Consider the following 14,860-nt stretch of genomic DNA (forward strand, 5'->3'; position numbering starts at 1 on the left):
CGTTGCCCCGTCGATTCGCTGGAGAACCCATGAGCACCGTCGAGCTTAATCAGCCCAAGAAGAAGGAACGCTTCCTCTCGTTGGATGTGTTCCGGGGCCTGAGCATCTTCCTGATGATCCTGGTCAATACGCCCGGGGCAGGTGCGCCGGCCTATCCGATCCTCAAGCACGCCCGGTGGTTCGGCTTCACCGCTGCCGACCTGGTGTTCCCCTCGTTCCTGTTCGCGGTGGGCAGCGCGATGAGCTTCGCGCTCGGCAACGCCACGGCCACGCCGGCCGGGCCGTACCTGCGCAAGGTCGGCAAGCGCGCGGCGCTGATCTTCCTGTGCGGGTTCCTGATGTACTGGTACCCGTTCGTGCACCGCCTGCCGGACGGGGACTGGGGCTTCAACGCCTTCGCCGACACCCGGGTGATGGGCGTGCTGCAGCGCATCGGCCTGTGCTACCTGCTGGCGGCGGTGCTGGTGCGCTGGCTGCCGGTGCGGGCGTTGCCGTGGCTGTGCGCGGCGATGCTGCTGGGCTACTGGGCGATCCTGTACGCCTTCGGCCAGCCGGGGCTGGAACTCGACCGGCTCGGCAATGCCGGCACCCGCCTGGACCTGTGGCTGTTCGGGCCGGAGCACCTGTACCGCAGGGACGGCGGCTTCGACCCGGAAGGCCTGCTGGGCACGCTGCCGGCCACGGTCAACGTGCTGGCGGGCTATCTCGTCGGCCGCTTCCTGCAGCGGCAGGGCAAGAACGCGGCGGCGGTGCGGCGGCTGCTGCTGGCCGGACTCGTCCTGGTGGGGCTGGCGCTGGCCTGGCATCCGTTCTTCCCGGTGGCCAAGAAACTGTGGACCGGCTCGTTCGTGGCGGTGACGGTGGGCCTGGACCTGTTGATCCTGGGGGCACTGGTGTGGTGGATCGAATTGCGCGGCCACGTGGCCGGCAGCGGCTTCTTCACCGTGCTCGGCCGCAACCCGCTGGCGATCTACCTGTTCTCCGAGCTGTTCGTGGTGACCCTGCAGATGGTGCCGGCCGGCGCGGGCATGGGCCTGTACGACTGGATCGGCATCCGCGTGTTCCAGGCGCTCTCGCCCGGCGCCCTCGGCTCGCTCCTGTGCGCGCTGGCCTACACGCTGCTGTGCTGGGCGGTGGGCTGGTGGATGGACCGGCGCGGGCTGTACCTGCGGTTGTGACGTCGCCAGGTGCACACGCGCTCGATTGGTCCTATATTGGATAGGACGAATACGGGGCTGGCGGGGAAATGGTTCGGTCTAAGAAGGAACTCGATCCGCGGGTGGCGGACCTCGCGCTGGATCCCGCGGCCGCGACACCGTTGTACCTGCAGCTGGCCACGCGCCTGGCCGAGGCGATCCGCGAGGGCGCCTGGCGCAGCGGCGAGGCCCTGCCGGCCGAGCGCGCGCTGTGCGAGCGCCTGGGAATCTCCCGGGTCACCCTGCGCCAGGCCGTCGATGCGCTGGTGGAGCAGGGGCTGGTGGTGCGCCGCCAGGGCGCCGGCACCTTCATCTCCTCGCAGATCGAGCACCACCTGGGCGGGCTGACCGGCTTCAGCGAGACCCTGCGCCACAAGGGCTTCGCCCCCGGCACGCGCTGGCTGGAGCAGCGCCTGCGCCCGGCGCACGGCGAGGAGATCCTGCGCCTGGGGCTCTCGCCCGATGCGGTGGTGGCCGCGCTCACCCGCCTGCGCAGCGCCGACGGCCGGGTGATGGCCTACGAGCAGGCGGTGCTGCCGCGCGACGTGGTGCCCGATCCGGCGGCGGTGGGCGATTCCCTCTACGCCTACCTGGACGGCCGCGGCCAGCCGGTGGTGCGCGCGCTGCAGTACTTCCGCGCCATCAACCTGCCGCAGCGCCTGGCCGACCACCTGGGCATGCGCGTGGGCGAGGCCATCCTGCACGTGGTGCGGGTGGGCTACGCGCGCGACGGCAGCGCCATCGAGCTCACCGATACCTACTGCCACAACGACTACTACGACTTCGTCGCCGAGCTGCGACGCTAGCCGATCCCAGAACCCGCCACCGGAGCCTGCCGTCCATGTCCAGCCCGCGTTCCGCCAGCCCTGCCGCCTCGCTTGCCATCGTCGGCCTGCTGTTCTTCATCATCGGCTTCTTCACCTGGATCAACGGCCCGTTGATCACCTTCGTGCGCCTGGCCTTCGATCTCGACGAGGTCAACGCGTTCCTGGTGCTGATGGTGTTTTACCTGTCCTACTTCTTCCTGGCGCTGCCGTCCTCGTGGATCCTCAAGCGCACCGGCATGAAGAAGGGGTTGGCGCTGAGCCTGGTGGTGATGGCGGTGGGCGCGGCGATGTTCGGCCAGTTCGCCACCCAGCGCTGGTATCCCGGGGCGCTGTGCGGGCTGTTCGTGATCGGCGGCAGCCTGGCGCTGCTGCAGACCGCGGTGAACCCGTACATCAGCATCCTCGGCCCGCACGAGAGCGCGGCGCGGCGCATCGCGCTGATGGGCATCTGCAACAAGTTCGCCGGCATCCTGGCGCCGATCATGATCGGCACGGTGGTGCTGCACGGCATCGGCGACCTGTCCGCGCAGGTGGCCGCCGCCGACGCGTCCGGCAAGGCGCTGCTGCTCGGCCAGTTCGCCGCCAAGATCCACGGCCCGTACCTGGTGATGGCCGGCGTGGTGCTGGTGGTGGCGGTCGGCGTGCTGTTCTCGCCCCTGCCCGAGCTCAAGGCAGCCGAGGCCAACGCCACCCCGGCCGCGGCGCCGGGCGCGGCCGCGCGCACCAGCATCTTCCAGTTCCCGCACCTGTGGCTGGGCGTGCTGTGCCTGTTCGTGTACGTGGGCGTGGAGGTGATGGCCGGCGATGCCATCGGCACCTACGGCCACGGCTTCGACCTGCCGCTGGACCAGACCAAGCTGTTCACCTCCTTCACCCTGGCGGCGATGCTGGTCGGCTACCTGACCGGCCTGGCGCTGATCCCGCGCGTGTTCTCGCAGGAGCGCTGGCTGAGCGTGTCGGCGGTGCTGGGCATGGTGTTTTCCGTCGGTGCGCTGCTCACCCACGGCTACGTGTCGGTCGGTTTCGTGGCGGCGCTGGGCTTCGCCAACGCGATGATGTGGCCGGCGATCTTCCCGCTGGCCATCCGCGGGCTCGGGCGCTTCACCGAGACCGGTTCGGCGCTGCTGGTGATGGGCATCGCCGGCGGCGCGATCATTCCGCAGGCGTTCGCCGTGCTCAAGCAGCACTTCGACTTCCAGCTCGTGTTCGCCGCGCTGATGGTGCCGTGCTACCTGTACATCCTCTATTACTCGCTGCGCGGCCACCGCGTCGGCCTGGCGCCGGCGGGGCGCTGAGGCCATGGCCGCCGTTTCCGACAAGCCGGGGAATCCGATGCGCCGACCCACCATCAAGGACGTCGCCGAACGCGCCAAGGTCTCGCTCAAGACGGTCTCGCGCGTGATCAACAACGAGCCGTCGGTGATGCAGGCCACCCGCGCGCGGGTGCTGCGCGCGATCGCCGAGCTGGACTACGAGCCCGATCCGTCGGCGCGCAACCTGCGCAGCGGCACGCCGTTCGTGATCGGCCTGGTCTACGACAACCCCAACCCGTACCACATCATCGGCATCCAGAACGGCGTGCTGGCCGCGTGCCGCGAGACCGGCTTCGGCCTGCAGATCCATCCGTGCGACGGCTCCTCGCCGCTGCTGGCCGAGGAGCTGGCCGAGTGGGTGCAGCGTTCGCGCCTGGCCGGGCTGGTGCTCACCGCGCCGATGTCGGAGAACCGCGAGCTGGTGGCCAAGCTGGCCGCGCGCGGCATCCGCACCGTGCGCATCGTCGCCGGGACCGAGGATCCGCAGGACGGCCCGTGCGTGTTCGTGGACGACCGCGATGCCGCCTACGAGATCACCGAGCACCTGATCCAGCTCGGCCACCAGCGCATCGGCTTCCTCTGGGGCGGCCCGCAGCACCATTCCAGCGGCGAGCGCCATGCCGGCTACGTGGCCGCGCTCAAGGACTACGGCATCGAGCCGGACAAGCACCTGGTGGTGCCCGGCGACTACACCTTCGACGACGGTTTCCGCGGCGCGCGCCGGTTGCTGGCGCTGCGCGAGCCGCCTACCGCGATCTTCGGCAGCAACGACGAGATCGCCGCCGGCGTGCTCGCGGCGGCGCGCTCGGCCGGGCTCAACGTGCCCTACGACCTGTCCATCGCCGGCTTCGAGGACAGCCCGTTCTCGCGCCAGTCGTGGCCGGCGCTGACCACCGCCAAGCAGGCCACCGAGGACATCGCCCGCCACGCCGCGCGGCTGCTGATCGCCCAGCTCCATTCCGATGCCTACGACGAGAACGCCGAGGCGCTGCGCAACCGTGGCTTCGTGCCGCAGCTGGTGGTGCGCGGTTCCACCGCGCCGGTGCAGCCGCGGCGCGTGCATCCCGCTTCCAAGGAGTCGTCCTGAGTCATGCCGAACCTGCCCGCCGAAGACCAGACCCTGATGTTCCGCGAGGCCGCGCAGGCGGCCGACGTGGTCGCCGCCCAGTTCGCGCGCAACCGCGCCGTGGTCGAGCGCCTGGCGGCCGAGCTGCGCGCCGCGCCGCCGCCGTTCATCGCCACCTGCGCGCGCGGTTCCTCCGACCATGCCGCCACCTACGGCAAGTACCTGTTCGAGACCCGGCTCGGGATCGTCACCGCCTCGGCCTCGCCCTCGGTCGGCTCGGTCTACGAGGCGCCGCTGCGCCTGGCCGGTGCGCTGTACCTGGTGATCTCCCAGTCCGGCAAGAGCCCGGACCTGCTGCGCAACGCCGAGGCGGCCAAGGCCGCCGGAGCGCACGTGGTGGCGCTGGTCAACGTCGAGGACTCGCCGCTGGCGGCGCTGGCCGACACGGTGATCCCGCTCGGCGCCGGCCCGGAGCGCAGCGTGGCGGCGACCAAGAGCTACATCGCCTCGCTGTCGGCGCTGTTGCAGCTGGCCGCGCACTGGAAGCAGGACCCGGCGCTGATCGGCGCGCTCGACGCCCTGCCGCAGGCGCTGCGCCAGGCCTGGACGCTGGACTGGCATTCGCTGGTGGACGGGCTGGCCGGGGCGAGCAACCTGTTCGTGCTCGGCCGCGGCCTGGGCCTGGCGGTGGCCCAGGAGGCCGCGCTCAAGTGCAAGGAAACCAGCGGCCTGCATGCCGAGGCCTACAGCTCGGCCGAGGTCAAGCACGGGCCGATGGCGCTGGTCGGGCCGGGGTTCCCGGTGCTGGCCTTCGCCCAGCCCGACGAGACAGGGCTGGGCACGCGCGCGCTGGCCGAGGAATTCCGCCGGCGCGGGGCGGCGGTATGGCTGGCCGGCGCCGGCGGCGACCTGCCGCTGGCCGCCGCGCCCGATCCGGCCTGCGCGCCGCTGCTGGCGATCCAGAGCTTCTATCGCGCGGTGAACGCGCTGGCGCTGCGGCGCGGCTACAACCCCGACGTGCCGCCGCATCTGAACAAGGTCACGGAGACCGTATGAACACTGCAGGCAAGACCCTGGCGCTGCACGGCGGGCGCATCCTCACCGACGACGGCTTCCGCGAGGAGGCCGCGCTGCTGCTGGCCGACGGCCGCATCCAGGCCATCGTCGCCGCCGGCGACCCGCGCGTGGCCGCCGCCGACGCGCGCTTCGACCTGGGCGCCGGCACCCTGCTGCCGGGGTTCATCGACATCCAGGTCAACGGCGGCGGCGGGGTCCTGTTCAACAACGACCCCACCCCCGCGGGCCTGGCCGCCATCGCCCGCGCGCACCGCCGCTTCGGCACCACCGGCCTGCTGGCCACGCTGATCAGCGACACCGCCGCGAAGATGGCCACGGCCGTGGACGCCACGCGCCAGGCGCTGGCGCAGGGCGTGCCGGGCCTGCTCGGCATCCACCTGGAAGGGCCGTACATCAACCCGGTGCGCCGCGGCACGCACGATGCCAGCAAGCTGCGCCTGCCCGATGCGCACGAGATCGCGGTGGACACCTCGCTGGGCAACGGCGTCACCCTGGTGACGCTGGCGCCGGAGGTGGTGCCGCTGGAGGACATCCGCAAGCTCGTGGACGGCGGCGCGATCGTCTTCGCCGGCCACAGCGCCGGCACCTACGAGGATGCGCGCGCCGGCGTCGCCGCCGGCATCCGCGGCTTCACCCACCTGTTCAACGCGATGTCGCAGCTGGTCGGGCGCGAGCCGGGCATCGTCGGTGCGGCGCTGGACGATGCCGGTACCTGGCTGGGCATCATCGCCGACGGCGTGCACGTGCACCCGGCCAGCCTGCGCATCGCGCTGGCGGCCAAGCCGCGCGGCAAGGTGCTGCTGGTCACCGATGCGATGCCGCCGGTCGGTTCGGAGCAGAAGAGCTACGTGCTCAACGGCGAGGTGGTCACCGACGTGGACGGGGTGATCCGCAACAGCGCCGGCGCGCTGGCCGGCTCGGCGCTGGACATGGCCACCGCGGTGCGCAACGCGGTGGCCTGGCTGGGCGTGGACCTGGCCGAGGCCTCGCGCATGGCCTCGCTGTATCCGGCGCAGTGCCTGGGGCTGGACGACCGCCTGGGGCGCATCGCGCCGGGCCTGCAGGCCGACCTGGTGCTGCTGGACGAGACCCTGCACGCCCGCCACACCTGGATCGCCGGGCAGGGCGAAGCGGCCGCTTGAGCCTGCCCGATCCGGCCGCCTTGCCCGGCCGGCAACTGCGGCTCCGGCCTTCCCCGGGCTTCAGGTCCGCGGCAGGGTGCGGGCCTGGCCGATCGCGGCGATCCGGGCCTTCGCCAGGGCCTGGCCGATCTGCGGGCCTTGCAGCCCCCGGCCGGCCAGGTCGCGGGCATTGACCGCCGCCGCCGCCGCATGCAGGCGTACCAGTTCCGGGCCCTGCGGATAGGTGCGGCCGGCCAGGTCGCCGCCGCGGCCGCGCGCATCGGCCTCGCACACCCGGGCCAGGCGCGCGATGCGCTCGGGGCGGCGGAAGGCATCGCAGCGTTCGAGCAGCTCCAGCACGGTGGCGTCGCGCAGTTCGGCCAGGCGATGGACGTTGAGGTGCTCGCGGCAGGCGATGGCGGCCAGCTGGCGATGCTCGTTGGGAATCTTCAGCCGCTCGCACAGGGCGGCCAGCGGCTTCAGCCCGCGCTGCTCGTGCATCACGTGGCGTGGCCACTGCGCGCGCGGGGTCAGGGCCTTGCCCAGGTCGTGGGTCAGGGCGGCGAAGCCGACCAGGTCGTCGCCCGGCGCCAGCCGCGCGGCCATGTCGCTGACCAGTTCCTGGTGGCGGCCGGTGTCGATCTCCGGGTGGTAGTCGGCGCGCTGCGGCACGCCGTACAGCGCCTCCACCTCCGGCAGGATCGCGCCCAGCGCGCCGGCCTCGTGCAGCGTGTGCAGGAACGCCGACGGCCGCGCCGCGGCCAATGCCTTGCGCAGCTCCTGCCACACCCGCTCGGGCACCAGCGTGTCCAGCTCGCCGCTGGCGGCCATCTGCCGCATCAGCTCCATCGTCGTGGCGGCCACGGTGAAGCCCAGCGGCGCCAGTCGCGCCATGAAGCGCGCCGCGCGCAATACCCGCAGGGGATCCTCGACGAAGGCCGGGCCGACGTGGCGCAGCACGCGGTCCTGGATGTCGCGCACGCCGCCGTAGGGATCGACCAGCTCGCCGCTGGCCTCGTCGCGGGCGATGGCGTTGAGGGTGAAGTCGCGGCGCTGCAGGTCCTGCTCCAGGGTCACCGCCGGATCGGCGTGCACCACGAAGCCGCGGTAGCCCTGCCCGGACTTGCGCTCGGTGCGTGCCAGCGCGTGTTCCTCGTGGGTGTCCGGGTGCAGGAATACCGGGAAGTCGCGCCCGACCGGGCGGTAGCCGGCCTCGAGCATCTGCTGCGGGGTGGCGCCGACCACGACCCAGTCGCGGTCGCCGGGGGGCAGGCCGAGCAGCGCATCGCGCACGGCGCCGCCGACGAGATAGGTTTTCATGCGGGCAGCGGGCAGTAACGGCCGTCCATGGTAGCGCCGGCCGCGGCCGCGGCCGGTTTCAGCGCGGCTGCCGCGGAGGGTCGCCCAGGCCGTTGAACCACAGGTTCAGCGCCACCGCGGCGACCGTGGCCAGCAGGATGCCGCTGTGCAGCAACGGTGCCAGCGCCGCCGGCAGGTGGTCGAAGAAGTGCGGCGAGGCGGTGGGCACCAGCGCCAGCGCCAGGCTCACCGCCACGATCACCAGGTTGTGGCGGCGGTCGCCGGCGAAGTCCACCCGCGCCAGGGTGCGGATGCCGTTGGCCGCGACCATGCCGAACATCACCAGCCCGGCGCCGCCGAGCACGCTGGGCGGGATCGCCGCGGCCAGCACCCCGAGCTTGGGGATCAGGCCGAGCAGCACCAGCAGTGCGCCGGCCAGGGCGCATACCCAGCGGCTGCGCACGCCGGTCAGCCCGACCAGGCCGATGTTCTGCGAATAGGAAGTGTCGGGGAAGGCGTTGAACACCCCGCCCAGCATCATGCCCAGCCCGTCCACGCGCAGCCCGCGCACCAGCGCCGGGCGGTCCACCGGCCGTTCCACCAGTTCGCCCAGCGCCAGGAACATGCCGGTGGACTCCACGAACACGATGAACAGCACCACGCACATGGTCAGGCACGCCCACAGGTCGAAGCGCGGCAGGCCGAAGTGGAACGGGCGCACCGGCGCCAGCCAGGCCGCCTGCGCCAGCCCGGCCAGGTCCACCTGGCCGGCCGCGGCGGCCACGGCCATGCCCAGCACCAGGCCCAGCAGCACGCTGATGTTGGCCACGAAGCCGCGGGCATGGCGCAGCAGGGCCAGCACCGCCAGCAGCACCAGCGCGGCGATGCCCAGGTGGCGCGGCGCGCCGTAGTCGGGCGCCGTGGCGCCCCCGGCGGCCCAGTCGATGGCCACCGCCAGCAGGGTCAGGCCGATCGCCGCCACCACCGTGCCGGTGACCACCGGCGGGAACAGGCGCAGCAGCCGCCCGATCCAGGGCGCGGCCAGCACGCCGGCGGCACCGGCCACCAAGTAGGCGCCGAACACGTAGGGCAGGCCCAGGTGCGGCGCGCCGGCCACGGCGATCATCGGGCCCACCGCGGCGAAGGTGGCCCCCATCACCACCGGCAGGCGGATGCCCAGCCCCGGCAGGCCGACGCTCTGCACCAGCGTGGCCAGGCCGCAGCAGAACAGGTCGGCGCTGATCAGGAAGGCGGTGTCGGCGCGCGCCAGGCCGAGCGCGCTGGCGACGATCAGCGGCACCGCCACTGCGCCGGCGTACATCACCAGCACGTGCTGCAGCGCCAGCAGTCCCAGGCGGGCGGCGGGCGGCCGATGCTCGACGGCATCGAAGGGGACGGACGACATCGCGGCTCCGGGCGGTGGCATGCCCCGACCTTAGCCGTGCCTGCTGCGCCGCACAACAAGGCGCGGGAACTGCTGCCCTAGAGCGTGGTGCCGGTCGCCGCCGGCGGGCAGGCGAAGGCATGGCGGGCGTCGTTGAGGGTGCCGACCATGCGGTCGCTCAACGGCAGCGCGTCGCCGTTGAGGCGCCAGTCGTAGATCACGCTGAAGGCCAGTACCCGGGCGACGTAGTCGCGGGTCTCCTTGTAGGTGATCGTCTCGATCCAGAAGTCCGGGTCGTGCGAGGGCCGCTGGCCCTGCCAGCGTGCCGCCGCCGCCGGGCCGGCGTTGTAGGCGGCCATGGTCATGTACGGCTGGCCGGCGTACTTGTCCAGCAGCCGGCGCAGGTAGGCGCTGCCGATGGCGATGTTGATGTCCGGGTCGTACAGGCTCGCCGCGCCGGCGTAGCCGGCCACGCCGATGCGGCGCGCCACCTGCGCGCCGGTGGCCGGAACCACCTGCATCAGCCCCATGGCGTTGGCCGGGGAGCGCGCGTTGGGATTGAACACGCTCTCGGCGCGGATCTCGGCAGCGACCCAGGCCGGGTCCAGTCCGTTGCGTGCGGCCTCGCGGCGGATGGTGGCGTCGTGGTGCAGCGGGAAGCGCAGCGCGTACAGGCGCAGCTCGTCCGGGCGCGCCTGGCCGGCGGGCGTCTTGCCGAGGGCGAACACGGCGCGGTCGAACCAACCCACGTCCTGCGCCGCCTCCACCGCCAGCCGGCGGCGGGTGTCGTCGAAGTCGGCGATCGCCGCGTTCCATTCCAGCACCGCCCAGCCGGCGCGATCGACCTGGTAGAGCAGCAGCGCCCGCGCCAGGCCCGGATCGCGCGCCACCGCCGCCTTGTCGCGGTCGCTGTCGTCCGGCGTCCACGGGCACAGCGCATAGGGCTGGCCGCTACGGTCGGCGGCGAGGAAGCCGTGGAAGGTGGGCGAGGTGGCCGCGGCACGGTACAGGCGGGCCGCGGTGGCGGCATCGCCGGTCTTCTCGGCCAGGCGCGCCTCGAAGTACTGCCAGCGTGGATCGCCGCGCTGGGCCGCCGGCATGCGCCGGATCGCGGCGAGCGCGGCCGGCCAGTCGCCGCGCGCCATCGCTCGCGCGCCTGCCACTCGTGCAGGCGCTCGTCCCACGCCGCCGCCGGCACCGCGGCGAGCCGCCGCGCCGAATCGGGCAGGTACGAGGCCACCGTCCACAGCGCCACCTGGTAGAGCACCTGGCCCTGCTGGGCGTCGTCCAGCTGCAGCGCCCGGGCCACCTGAGGCAGCCGTGCCTCGGCCTGGTCCGGGTTGTTGCGGGCCAGGAGCTTCAACCCGGCCACGGCAATGCGCCGGCTGCGCGCGGTGGCCGGCCATTCCTGCGGCGAGGTGGTGGCCGGGCTGGCGATGAAGGCGGCATAGGCGGCGGCCTGGGCCTGGTCGGCGGGCGCGGACAGGCCGCGTGCGGCGGCCCGCATCACCGCCGCGTCCCCGGCCTCGGCGGCCGCTTCCAGCCGCTGCCAGCGCAGCGCGTCGGTCAGGTCGCCCTGGGCCTGCCAGGCGGCGAATACCGCGTCGCAGCCGTCGGGCAGGGACTTGCCGGCATCTCGCCACAGCGCCTGCACCTCCTCGTTCCATTGCGCGTCGGCCTTGCCGGTGGCCTGCAGCGCCTGCAGCCGGGCGCAGCGCAGCGCCGTGTTCTGGGTCGGCTTCCACGCCGCCAGCAGGCCGGGCCAGTCCTGGCGCCTGGACAGCGCGGCCAGCCACAGCGGGCGGAATGCCTCGCCGGCCGGCTGGCCGCCGTAGCGGGCCAGGAACGCGCGCGCCTGGACATCGTCCACCGCGTCCAGGTTGCGGCGCATGCGCGCCAGCTGCAGCCAGCCGTACAGCGGGTGGTTGGCGTAGGCGGCCAGCCCGGCATCGTCCAGGGTGCCGGCATCGGCGGCCTGGAAGGCCGCGCGCAGCGCGTCCAGGCCGGCAGGTGCCGGTTGCGCGGCGGCCGGACCGGCCAGCAGCAGGGCGAGCAGCAACAGGGAAGCGACGCGACGGATCATGGTCGGAATTATGGGCAGGGGGAGAATGAACGGGCCGTGGTCGCCGCGGTGGCCGGCCTGCCGGGATCCCGTCGCGCAGGCCGCGACCGCATCGGCGCTCAGACCTCGCGCAGGGCCGCGGCCGGCACTTCCACGTTCATGGCGATGGCCAGGTGGTCGGAATTGAGCGCGGGCATGGCGCGGGTGTCCACGGTGCGCAGGCTGTCGCTGATCAGGATGTGGTCGATCGCCTTCTGCGGCTGCCAGCTCGGGAACGAGGGCACGATGCAGCCCGGCGGCAGCAGCCGCGTCTGGCGGTACAGCGCCTGCATCTCCGGCTGCTCGGCGCGGCAATTGAAATCGCCCATCAGCACCGCGTTGGGATAGTCCGAGAGCAGCTCGGCGATGAAGTCCAGCTGCGGCTTGCGCGAACTGGCGCCCAGCGACAGGTGCGCCACCGCCACCGCCAGCCCCTGCGGGCCGTCGCCGAAGCGCGCCAGCAGCACGCCGCGCCCGCCGATGCGGCCGGGCAGGGCGTAGTCGCGCACTTCCACCGGCTCGAGCCGGCTGAGCAGGCCGTTGGCGCTGGAGGCCACCCCGCCCATGCGCCGGTTGGGCTGGTGGGTCCAGTAGTTGAAGCCGGCCTGCTCGGCCAGGTAGTGCGTCTGGTTGGTGAAGCCCGAGCGCAGGCTGCCCGGGTCGGCCTCCTGCAGCCCCACGATGTCGCGCCCGGCAGCCAGGTGGGCGATGGCGTCCAGGCTGGCGCGCTTGTGCCCGGCCGGCAGCGCGTGCGACCAGCTGCGGGTCACGTAGTCGCTGTAGCGGCGGGTGGTCGAGCCGGCCTGGATGTTGGCCGTCATCAGCCGCAGGGTACGCGTCGGGGTGGGGGCGAGGCTCACGACATTTGCCGCGGGATCAGTGGGTGGCGCTGGCCCGTTCGCGCGCGATCAGGTGGTCGGCGATGCGCAGCATGTCGTCGTAGCTGCGGCCCTTGACCAGGTACTTGCCGCCGACGATCAGCGACGGGGTACCGGTGATCTTGCTGCGCACGGCGAACTGCTTGGCGCGGCTGGTGCGGGCGGACACGCCGAAGCTGGCCATGGTGTCGGCGAACTGCTTGGCGTCCACGCCGCCGAGCTTGGCGTACACGTTGGCGATGTCTTGCACCGAATCGTGGCCGAGCTCGCCCTTCAGGGTCTGGTCCACGTGGATGGCCTTGTAGATCGCATCGTGGGTCTTGTCCTCGATGCCCAGGGTCTGGGCGGCGTAGAACGCGCGCGCGTAGTCGTCCCAGGTACCGCCGAACAGGGCCGGCACGTAGACGAAGCTCACGTCGGAGGGCAGGCCGGCCTTCCACGGCTCGATGACTGGCTGGAAGCGGGCACACGCGGGACAGACGAAATTGAATACCTCGGCCACCTCGATCTTGCCGGCGGCCGGCTGGAACGGCTGGCCGTTCTCGATCACCTCGTAGTCGGTGCCGGCGACCGGCTCGGGACCGACCGGGGTGCGCGAGGTGGCCGGCGCGGGGGCGGGCGCCTCGGCAGGCGCAGGCGTGCCGGCCTGGCCGGCATCGGTCGCCGCAGCGGCGTCGCCGGTGCTGGCCGGGGCGGACTCGGCGGCCGGTGCGGCCGGCTGCTCGGCCGGGGTCGGAGCGAGGGCGGCGGCGGTGTCTGCGCTGCCGTCCTGGGCCTTGCAGGCCACCAGGATCGGCAGGAGCGCGGTCAGCGCCAGGGCGAGGCGGATCTTCATCGGTGGGGATCTCCGTGCAACGGGAACATGGCCGGTCCGGCCCGGGCCGACATGATGACACGCCCGGCTGAAGGCGGGCCGCATGTGGCCGGGGCGCGGTCGGTCCGGGAAAGCGGGCGTGGCGCCGTCAGCGGTGGGCGGCGCGCTCGCGCGCGACCAGCAGGTCGGTGTTGCGCAGCAGTTCGTCGAAGTCGCGCCCGCGCACCAGGTACTTGCCGTCGACGATGATCGCCGGCGTGCCCGGCACCTGGGTGCGCACGGCGAAGTCGCGGGCCTGGTTGAAGCGCTGTTCCACCTTGGCCCCGCGCAGCGTTTCCACGTAGCGCGCGGCGCTCACGCCGTAGCCGGCGTAGAAGGTGCCGAGCTCGTCCGGGGTCGGGTTCAGCGGCAGGGCCTGGGTTTCGTGCACGGCGCGGAACACGTCGGCGTGGCTGCGCTTGGCGATGCCCAGCTCGTCGGCGGCCAGGTAGGCGCGCGCCCAGGCATCCCACGGCCCGCCGAATGCGGCCGGTACCAGGGTCACGCGCACGTCCTTGGGCTGGCGCGCGGCCCAGGCATCGAAGGCCGGTGCGAAGTGGGCGCAGTGCGGGCAGCTGTAGCCGAACACTTCCACCACCTCGATCCGGCCGTCGAGCGGGGCGAAGGGACCGGCCTTGTCGATCAGCGTGTAGTCCACGCCTTCCTTGAGCGGGGCCGGCGCGGCGGCCAGGGCCGACAGCGGGGCCAGCAACAACAGCAGCAGGTGCGGGAGGAACTTCATTGCAACTCCAGTGACGGAAGACACCGGCAACGGCCGGCGGGCGGGATGAACGAAGGAATGCGGGCGGCCATGGTAGACCGTCGCCGGGCGGTTCAAGGTGCCGCCGGGGCGTGGGCCAGGTCCTCGTGGCGGTCGTGCAGGCCCTGCAGGTAGGCGGACAGGCCCTGGATCTCCTGGTCGGTCAGGGTGCGCGCCACCTGGTGCATGGTGGCGAAGGCGGGCGTGTCGGCGGCGCCGGGGCCGTCCGCCCCGGCACGGTATTCCTCCAGGCGCCGGGCCGCGTAGGCCGCATGCTGGCCACCGATGCGCGGCCACGGGGGGGCGGGGTTGCCCGCGCCGGCCGGCCCGTGGCAGGCCAGGCACGCCGGCAATCCGCGCGCGGCATCGCCGCCGCGGTACAGGCGCTCGCCGACCTGGTGCAGCTTCATGCCGGCATACGGGCCTTCCGCGATCGCCGTGTCCTCGGCCACCCCGGCCTCGCCGTGGCGGCCGGCGTACCAGGCGCCGATGTCGCGCATGTCCTGCGCGCTCAGGTCCTGCACGAACGGCAGCATCACCGCGGTCATGCCGCCGTGGCGCCGGCCGTTGGCGATCAGCGCCAGCTGCTCGGCGACATAGCGTTCGCTCTGGCCGGCCAGGCGCGGGTACATGTCGATCGGCGAGTTGCCGTCCGGGCCGTGGCAGGCCAGGCAGGTCGCGGCCTTGGCCTCGCCGGCGGCGGGATCGCCCGGCCGCGTGCCGGCCAGGCTGACATCCAGCGAGGCGACCTGCACCGGCGCCGCGTCCGGCACCGGGATGGCCGTGCTCTGTGCCCGCGCCAGGGCGAAGGCCAGGCCGGCCAGGGCAAGGCCTACGGCGGGGACGATCAGACCTCGTGGCATGCGGGAGCTCCGGCTCGGAAGGCGCCGCGCCGGGCGTTCCTGGCAGGGCCGCCCGATTATTCCGCGGCGCCGCAGCAAGGGTCAAACCGGAAGCGCCCCGGGCCGGGCCGCCGCCGGGCATG

General features: G+C 72.9%; 12 protein-coding genes and 1 pseudogene. 6 read left to right on the forward strand and 7 right to left on the reverse strand.

All coding sequences use genetic code 11. The features are described from left to right. Window positions 1–29: 29 nt before the first annotated feature. From BN3794_RS04390 to nagA, 6 genes are all read left to right on the forward strand, one after another. Window positions 30–1,178, forward strand: coding sequence for an acyltransferase family protein (locus BN3794_RS04390; RefSeq protein ID WP_066093926.1), 1,149 nt, complete (start codon window positions 30–32; stop codon window positions 1,176–1,178). Between the two features lie 101 nt (window positions 1,179–1,279). Then, window positions 1,280–2,002 carry a GntR family transcriptional regulator gene (locus BN3794_RS04395; RefSeq protein WP_187128051.1) on the forward strand — a complete coding sequence of 241 codons (723 nt, stop codon included), beginning with the start codon at window positions 1,280–1,282 and terminating at the stop codon, window positions 2,000–2,002. Between the two features lie 35 nt (window positions 2,003–2,037). Continuing rightward, window positions 2,038–3,318 carry a sugar MFS transporter gene (locus BN3794_RS04400; RefSeq protein WP_066093930.1) on the forward strand — a complete coding sequence of 427 codons (1,281 nt, stop codon included), beginning with the start codon at window positions 2,038–2,040 and terminating at the stop codon, window positions 3,316–3,318. A gap of 37 nt (window positions 3,319–3,355) precedes the next feature. Next, window positions 3,356–4,423 (forward strand): LacI family DNA-binding transcriptional regulator, encoded by a 1,068-nt coding sequence (locus BN3794_RS04405; protein WP_066093934.1) that lies wholly within the window; start codon window positions 3,356–3,358, stop codon window positions 4,421–4,423. Window positions 4,424–4,426: 3 nt separating this feature from the next. Further along, window positions 4,427–5,458: an SIS domain-containing protein gene (locus BN3794_RS04410; RefSeq protein WP_066093938.1), complete on the forward strand. Its 1,032-nt coding sequence runs from the start codon at window positions 4,427–4,429 to the stop codon at window positions 5,456–5,458. Further along, on the forward strand, window positions 5,455–6,621 hold the full coding sequence (gene nagA / locus BN3794_RS04415; RefSeq protein ID WP_066093941.1) for an N-acetylglucosamine-6-phosphate deacetylase: 1,167 nt from the start codon (window positions 5,455–5,457) through the stop codon (window positions 6,619–6,621). The genes BN3794_RS04410 and nagA overlap by 4 nt, the downstream gene beginning before the upstream one ends. Before the next feature lie 60 nt (window positions 6,622–6,681). Here nagA and BN3794_RS04420 read toward each other — a convergent pair whose 3' ends face one another. From BN3794_RS04420 to BN3794_RS04450, 7 genes and pseudogenes are all read right to left on the reverse strand, one after another. Further along, on the reverse strand, window positions 6,682–7,920 hold the full coding sequence (locus tag BN3794_RS04420) for a multifunctional CCA addition/repair protein (protein WP_066093944.1): 1,239 nt from the start codon (window positions 7,918–7,920) through the stop codon (window positions 6,682–6,684). A 58-nt stretch (window positions 7,921–7,978) separates the two neighbouring features. Further along, entirely contained in the window at window positions 7,979–9,304 is a 1,326-nt protein-coding gene (locus BN3794_RS04425) for a nucleobase:cation symporter-2 family protein (protein ID WP_066093947.1), read from the reverse strand. A gap of 77 nt (window positions 9,305–9,381) precedes the next feature. Continuing rightward, window positions 9,382–11,366: pseudogene (locus BN3794_RS04430) on the reverse strand (lytic transglycosylase domain-containing protein). Between the two features lie 98 nt (window positions 11,367–11,464). Then, window positions 11,465–12,208, reverse strand: a complete 744-nt coding sequence (locus tag BN3794_RS04435; protein WP_187128052.1) for an endonuclease/exonuclease/phosphatase family protein — start codon at window positions 12,206–12,208, stop codon at window positions 11,465–11,467. 52 nt (window positions 12,209–12,260) lie between these two features. Further along, complete coding sequence (locus tag BN3794_RS04440; RefSeq protein ID WP_066093950.1) at window positions 12,261–13,097, reverse strand: thiol:disulfide interchange protein DsbA/DsbL; 837 nt, start codon at window positions 13,095–13,097, stop codon at window positions 12,261–12,263. Window positions 13,098–13,224: 127 nt separating this feature from the next. After that, a complete protein-coding gene (locus tag BN3794_RS04445) occupies window positions 13,225–13,857 on the reverse strand; it encodes a thiol:disulfide interchange protein DsbA/DsbL (protein WP_066093952.1) in 633 nt (210 codons plus the stop codon). 92 nt (window positions 13,858–13,949) lie between these two features. After that, window positions 13,950–14,738: a c-type cytochrome gene (locus BN3794_RS04450; protein ID WP_066093954.1), complete on the reverse strand. Its 789-nt coding sequence runs from the start codon at window positions 14,736–14,738 to the stop codon at window positions 13,950–13,952. Window positions 14,739–14,860 lie beyond the last annotated feature (122 nt).

This window comes from Xanthomonas massiliensis (assembly GCF_900018785.1).
Classification (GTDB): domain Bacteria; phylum Pseudomonadota; class Gammaproteobacteria; order Xanthomonadales; family Xanthomonadaceae; genus Xanthomonas_B; species Xanthomonas_B massiliensis.